The following is a 6,353-nucleotide window of genomic DNA, read 5'->3' on the forward strand; positions in this document are numbered from 1 at the left end:
CGATCATGTCGTGCATGTGCGGGGTCAGTTCGTCGATTCGGTACAGCGAGAGCAGATGTGTCGCCGCTTCCATGTGGTCCATCACGTCGTCGAGGCTCGAGCCGAGGACGTAGATGTCGGTGCGATCGAACGGGGTGATGAAGCTCGAGTTCAAGGTGCGGAACAGATCGTGGGTGACGCTGTCGGCTTCGTGCTCGAGATCGACCATGCGCCGCGCCACCGCATCGATTTCCGGTGCGGATTCGAGCAGTTCGGTCAACGTCTTCGCTCCGGTGGCCAACAGCTGAGCCGAGGAGTTGAACAGGTCGTAGAACAGAACGGACTTGGGTTTGAAGCGTGCGAACATCTTTCGTCTCCTGAAGGGTGCGGCTACCGGCGAGCGTCGGCGTAGGGCTCGAGCAGATCCGACGGCACGCGGTGGTCGGCATCGGCGGGCAGCACCAGTTCGGGCGCACCGGCGCGTGATCGAGGTGCCATCTCGAACGCCTCGATCGACTGGCAGTACTTCGAGACTCGGATGACGGACATGTTCATCCGTGCCGTCATGTCGGTCACCCAGTACGGCACTCGTTCGTTGGCCTTGATCTCCAGGATCGCGAGCTTGGGCGGGATGATGAAGCGGTTCTGGGCACCGGAATCGAATCGGAAGTCGCGATCCCGACCGTGCACCTTGTGATCGATCGTCACCCGTAGACCGAGGTCGGCCTCACGACCGATGTACGCCTCGCGCAGATAACCGGTGGTGACCATCGGACGCAGATCCAGATTGGCGATCAACGTGCTGACCTCGTTGACGAACGGGCGTTGACTGGGATCGCATTCTATCTCCTCGCGGCCGTTGAGCCACCGCTGAGAAACGTCGTAGGGCAACGAGATTCGGCGCTTCTGGGTGACCCTGTTGACGCGCTGCTTGATCTCGATCTGCACCGGCGTGTCGTCGGTGCACTCGGACGGCGCCCCGTACAGCCGTACCCGCACCTTGCGCCTGAACTTCAGGCCCTCGATCTTCTCCCAGTAGAACCGCAGATCGGTGGTGTCGTAGTACAGCGAGGTGACCGGGTAGCCACCCTTGGGCGAGAACGGGTCGGTGTCCATCCGTGCCGTCAGTTCTTCACGGACCTGAGCGACGTCGGCCTCGGCAACGAAGTACTTGATCTCGTACCGATTGAACGAGTGCAGCTTGCTGGCGGTCTGCTGGTAACCGGTGGGCTCGGTGTTCAGGTCCTCCGGCGACGCACCCTGCTTCTCCAAAGCGGCCTTGGGTCGAAATTTGTCGAACAGATTCATGGATCGAACCTTCCTTCGGTGGGTGTGCATGGTCGGGCGACGCCGCGTTCAGTTCGGCTCCGCGAACACGATCGGGGGTAGTTCGGTGGCTCCGTCGGCCTCGGACGCGAGCAGCAGTTCACCCGCGTCGGTGTAGGCGACGGCCTCCCCCTGTGGTTGATCGGGTCCCTCGACAACACGGGCGGGAGCGCCCGAGAATGCCGCGGGCACATCACCGTCGGCGATTTCGAAGACGAACAGATCCTTCTTGGTTCGCAGTGCCCCCACTGTGGCGTCGGCATCGACGGCTGCACCGGTGATCGGTCTGCTCGACCCGTCCGGCGCAGTCGCAGACACCGTTCCGGAACGGACCAGATCGATGGATGTCGTTGTGGTGTCGATGGTTTCGTCACTGCTGTAGATCGACGCGGCCGCACCGCCCGAGACCTTGGTGATCAGCACCGGTTGCCCGGTGGGCGTCAGAGCGAACGCCTCGACGTCGTGTGCGCCGTCGAGGTAGCGCATCGTGATCGAGGTGCGCCGGTCGGTGGCCACGTCGACGCCGATCAACGTGACGCTCTCCCGGTCGCTGTCGTTGTCACCGGTGTCGGCGAGCCACACGATCCCCGCGCTGTCGACGGCCATGTCCTCGACGTCGACCGTCTCGACTCCGACGTCGACCCACCCGGTCACCTCGCAGGCACGGTCGAGCACCGCCAGCCGATCGTCGCTGCCGCGGTCTCCGATGGCGTAGCCGGTGTCGCCCCTCCACGCCAGGCCCGACAACTCGGACAGGCCCGAGTCGGTGGGGGTGCACCAGGTTTCGAATCTCGCAGCTGCTGGGGGTTCGGCCGACGCGCACGACGCGAGTACCGAGGCACCGGCTCCGCACGCAGCGACGATCACGCCAAACCTCCGTCTCCGAGTGTTCATCCGACCGTCGCCTACCCGCCACGAGATCGAGCGTCGGCGGTCACTGCGCGGGAGCAGCATCAGCTCATGAACGGTCGAACTTCTGTTCCCGAGTTGCTGGTCGCCACCGGCACTGCGCGCACGCTGTCGCAGGCCGCCTCCTTCGTGATGGAGGGAATGGTCCTGATCAACGGCTTGCCGCTGCGCGATCCTCGCCGCGAAGTTTCCCCGGCAGACACCCTGACCCTGCGCTGACCGCCGAGACATCACGACGATCCCGTCACGACAGGATCGTCGGCGAGTGCATCGGTGCGAATCTGCAGCCGTGACTTCAATTCCGCAGCCTCGGCGTCGATCTCCTCCTGAGTGAGCGCCGCCGACGTCGGAATGGATGCGGTGACCTCGTCGACGATGTCGAGCACTCGGCCGCTCGCCCACAGCTCGTCGTAGATGGTGCGGAAGGCAGCGTCGTACTCGTCGGTGAATTCGGTCGAGTCCAGGAACATGTCCTTGAGCGAATTACCCAACATCGGGCCGCCCTCGGGCATCCCCCCGCCTTCCGGAATCTCCATTCCCTCCGGCGGTGTGAACCCCTCGGGCATCTGCGGCATCCCGCCGCCACCTGCCCCGCCGCCACCGGGCATCATCGACACCGCGTCGTTCGCACCGGCGGTGGAATCTGAGTTCAGAGCCAGATTCAGATCCCACGACACCACCGAGAACGTCTTCGAGTCCAGGTCGTAGTACAGGTAGAAGTTCTTTCCCGGGCCGCCCATGTCGTCGCCGTTGCCCAGCAAGTTCTGCAGGGCAAGGTAATTCGCCAGTGAGTCGACATCGACATAGTCGGCCAAATGCGCATCGAACTCGGCCTGATCGGCACCGTCGAGCCACTTCAACAGCGTGATGATCGGTTGCAGGTCCGCGGTGCCAAGAGCGTTGATCTGGGTGTACTGCTCGGCGTACGTCGTCTGATCGTCTCCCTCGTACGTGAAACTGGCTTCGGCACCGACCTTGTACAGCACCCCGTCGCCGTCCTCCAGGGAGTTGGCGTAGTCGTCGTCGGGAGCGACGACGACCAGCCGCGTCGTCTCGGCCGAGTCGTTCACCGAATACGTGGTGTAGGTGAAGTCCTGGGTCGCCTGACCCGAGGCCTCGGTGATCGCAAGAGACACCGACTCGTTCAACGCGGGCGTGTACGGCCGAAGCGACAGCGTGGTGTGACCCTGATAGGCCCGCCCCTCGGAATACTCCGCGAAGTCGATCAGAAACGGAAGATCCTCGGGCGCATCGAAACTGAGCGGCTCCCCGAACATATTCATCCCAGCACCGCCGGGCATGGCCCCACCTTCCGGCATGGCCCCACCTTCCGGCATGGCCCCACCTTCCGGCATGGCCCCACCTTCCGGCATGGCCCCACCTTCCGGCATGGCTGCACCCTCGGGCATGGCTGCACCGTCTGCAGGTGCTGGTCGACCGGATGTCCCGGCAGTACCTCCGCCGCGCCCGGGCATCGAGCCGTCGTCGCTGCTGAGAGTGGCCAGCGTGGAATTGCCCTTCAACCTGATACCGACGTCGGCGATCAGGGTTCCGTCGATGGTGATGTCTGCGGGTACCGACTCCTTGACCCCTTCGTTCTGGAAGGAGTCCTTCAGTGTCTGGTAGTCGCCGACGTCCACGTCGATCGAAATGGAGTGCGACACAGTGGGATCGAACAGATCGACCGTGCCCTGGACGTTCTCGGTGATCTCGGAGGCGATCACGGTTGCATCACCGGTGATGTACGGGCGGATCCGGGTCGACCCGAACACGGTCGCCATCACCACGACGAACACCAGCAGGGTGGCAGCAATTTTCCAGTGCTGCCGCACCGTCCGCGGTACTCGGTGGACGAGCCTCCTTCGCAGGGTTGTCGGGGCCGAGGGAAAGTTCGTGTTCGGGTCGGTCACGATCAGATGTCCGTCTGGTCGTATCCGGTGAGTACCGAGACCCGTTGCCCTGTGTTGACCTCACTGAGAGCAGCGATCAACTCGCCGGGTTTCTTGCCGGATCTGAGTTGGGCCGTGTAATAGAGCTCGGTCAATGCACCCGATCGCACCGATTCGGTACTGACCAGCTCGAACTCCTTGCAGTACTTGATCAGTACGTCTTCGACGAGATCGGTGTAGTCGGCGTCGGGCGGCACTTGCACCTTGACGACCTGGCGCTGGACATCGAGTTTGAACCAGTTGAACTTGCTCATCACCACCATCACCAGGCAGATCGCAAACGTGGCCGCAATCGCCAGTACGTAGAAGCGAGTCCCCGTGGCCATGCCGATCGCCATCACGAGGAAGATGAACCCGACGTCGCGAGTTTCCTTGATGGCGTTGCGGAATCGGACGACGGACAGCGCGCCGACGAGCGCGAAAGCACGTGCCACGTTCGATCCGACGACCAGCATGATCAAGCTGATGACCATGCCTACCGTGACGAGGGTCTGTACGTAGGACTGGCTGTACGACACGTTCTTGTGGGTGAGTCGGTAGACCCAGCCGATGATCGCCGACAGGACGAACGACAGTGTCAGGGACACCACGATGTCGAACGTCGAGAACGTTCCGCTCAGGTCTTGAATGTTGAAATTCATTGCATTCCGATCGAGTCGAGTCGAATTCCGCACCGGTCACCGGGAGCACGTGACCCGCGCGCCGACATCCGCAACCGATGCTGTTTACCGTTTGTTCGGATGCCGTTAACCCTAGAGACAGCTGCGACGGAAATTCCACCTCAGAAGCTGGCAGTTTCCTGCCAATTCAGCCGTTCATTCGCTGGCAGCGATCGAATTTCGAACGCACACGACCCGGCGTCCCACTCGGACGTCGGTCGGTCGAATTTTTCAATTATGTTGCGGGTCAATCGATTACGTGCGCATTCCGTACAAACGTTGTCAATCGGTCGTCGAGCGAAGTGACGGCAGAATTACTTCGTCGATTATTCGCGTTCGGTATTCCGAATCCAAAGGCTTGGCGTCGGTCAATGGGCCAGTCATGATTGCGCTGAACACCATGTATTGCAGAAAGTCTGCCGATCTCGGCCTGCTCGACAATTCCCCCCGCTGCACCGCGCGCACGACGACCGACTCGAGGAATCTGGCCTCGGGTTCGAGGAACGTTCTCCGCACCGCTGCCGCCAACTGTTCGTCGACCATCACCGCGTGGTGGATCGCCGCGGCGAAACGTTGATCGTGCTCTGCCCCCTCGGACACCCGATTCATCAACTCGAGCAGATCTCCGCGAAGGTCTCCCGTATCGATGCCGACGAACGGGGGCGGGCCGACCGATTCGATGGCCGCGACCACCATCTCGGCCTTGCTCGACCATCTCCGGTAGAGGGTGGCCTTGCTGCACTGCGCTCGCTCGGCAACCAGGTCCATCGACAGTGAGTCGTAACCGACCTCGCCGAGGCACAGTAGTGCGGCGTCGAGAAATTCGCCCTCGCGCTCCACACTCACCCTCGACCGACGTGGGGCGTCGACGCTCATCCGTGCCCCCTTATCGAATCGAAACAGTTTCGTACAGCTTACCGAGCGTAGCGCTGAGGCATACTTCTGTCACTGGACGCGCAGCGCAGGTGACCTACATCACGTCCGTGTGACATTGTTGAAGCCGTCGGATCGGCGTGAACGGCTGGAGAAAATCGTGACGGCCTGGTGGCGGTGGTACGCAGCGCTCGGCGCACTCGGCTGCGCCGCTTACTTCGTCGTCCCGACCACCGTCTGGGGTCAGTCGGTCTTCGTACTCGTCGGAGCCTCCGCCGTTGCCGCCACCGTCGTCGGCACCAGGATGCACCGGCCCCGCAACCGTTCGGCCTGGCTGGCCATCGCCATGGGCACCGCCCTGTGGGTGATCGGCGACATCGTCTACGAGTGGATCCACATCACCCAGGGCAGTGTCCCCTACCCGTCGCCGGCGGACGCGATCTACCTCGTCGGCTATCCGGTCTACGGTTTCGGCCTGTTCCTTCTCGCTCGCCACAAGTGGCGACCCAGCGAACGCGGCCACGTGGCAAACAGCGCCATCATCATGGTCGCGTTCGGACTGCTCACCTGGGTGTTCGCCGTGCAGCCGTCGCTCGGCGGAGGCGGCATCTCCGGAACCGCAGGCCTGGTCGACGTCGCGTACCCCGCGATGGACATC

At 62.8% G+C, this 6,353-nt stretch carries 7 protein-coding genes and 1 pseudogene; 2 read left to right on the forward strand and 6 right to left on the reverse strand.

The features are described from left to right. The 3 genes from CH256_RS01315 to CH256_RS01325 all read right to left on the reverse strand — a co-directional run. Window positions 1–346 (reverse strand): DUF47 domain-containing protein (locus CH256_RS01315; RefSeq protein ID WP_143536497.1); only part of this gene is annotated, 346 nt, incomplete at its 3' end. A gap of 23 nt (window positions 347–369) precedes the next feature. Then, the gene (locus CH256_RS01320; protein WP_094668673.1) at window positions 370–1,287 is read right to left on the reverse strand and encodes a polyphosphate polymerase domain-containing protein; all 918 of its coding nucleotides are present in this window, start codon (window positions 1,285–1,287) and stop codon (window positions 370–372) included. A 48-nt stretch (window positions 1,288–1,335) separates the two neighbouring features. Next, window positions 1,336–2,172 (reverse strand): hypothetical protein, encoded by an 837-nt coding sequence (locus tag CH256_RS01325; protein WP_094668674.1) that lies wholly within the window; start codon window positions 2,170–2,172, stop codon window positions 1,336–1,338. Window positions 2,173–2,265: 93 nt separating this feature from the next. Between CH256_RS01325 and CH256_RS27885 the strand changes: the two genes are divergently transcribed. Then, complete coding sequence (locus CH256_RS27885; RefSeq protein ID WP_176460421.1) at window positions 2,266–2,433, forward strand: S4 domain-containing protein; 168 nt, start codon at window positions 2,266–2,268, stop codon at window positions 2,431–2,433. Between the two features lie 11 nt (window positions 2,434–2,444). On the opposite strand, the gene CH256_RS01330 is transcribed toward CH256_RS27885, so the two are convergent. The 3 genes from CH256_RS01330 to CH256_RS01340 all read right to left on the reverse strand — a co-directional run bounded on the left by CH256_RS01330 (window position 2,445) and on the right by CH256_RS01340 (window position 5,698). Next, complete coding sequence (locus CH256_RS01330) at window positions 2,445–4,082, reverse strand: CotH kinase family protein (RefSeq protein WP_094668675.1); 1,638 nt, start codon at window positions 4,080–4,082, stop codon at window positions 2,445–2,447. 44 nt (window positions 4,083–4,126) lie between these two features. After that, on the reverse strand, window positions 4,127–4,804 hold the full coding sequence (locus CH256_RS01335) for a DUF4956 domain-containing protein (protein ID WP_068053808.1): 678 nt from the start codon (window positions 4,802–4,804) through the stop codon (window positions 4,127–4,129). A 300-nt stretch (window positions 4,805–5,104) separates the two neighbouring features. Further along, window positions 5,105–5,698, reverse strand: coding sequence for a TetR/AcrR family transcriptional regulator (locus CH256_RS01340; RefSeq protein ID WP_068053805.1), 594 nt, complete (start codon window positions 5,696–5,698; stop codon window positions 5,105–5,107). Between the two features lie 157 nt (window positions 5,699–5,855). Here CH256_RS01340 and CH256_RS01345 point away from each other — a divergent pair. After that, a pseudogene (locus CH256_RS01345) lies at window positions 5,856–6,353 on the forward strand (putative bifunctional diguanylate cyclase/phosphodiesterase); the annotation flags it as partial.

Origin of the sequence: Rhodococcus sp. 05-2254-6 (assembly GCF_002258565.1) — a bacterium.
In the GTDB taxonomy this organism is placed as follows: domain Bacteria; phylum Actinomycetota; class Actinomycetes; order Mycobacteriales; family Mycobacteriaceae; genus Rhodococcoides.

Coding starts and splice junctions, on each gene's coding strand:
- CH256_RS01320 (WP_094668673.1), bottom strand. CDS start 1,287: ATGAATCTGTTCGACAAATTTCGACCCAAGGCCGCTTTGGAGAAGCAG.
- CH256_RS27885 (WP_176460421.1), top strand. CDS start 2,266: ATGAACGGTCGAACTTCTGTTCCCGAGTTGCTGGTCGCCACCGGCACT.
- CH256_RS01335 (WP_068053808.1), bottom strand. CDS start 4,804: ATGAATTTCAACATTCAAGACCTGAGCGGAACGTTCTCGACGTTCGAC.
- CH256_RS01340 (WP_068053805.1), bottom strand. CDS start 5,698: ATGAGCGTCGACGCCCCACGTCGGTCGAGGGTGAGTGTGGAGCGCGAG.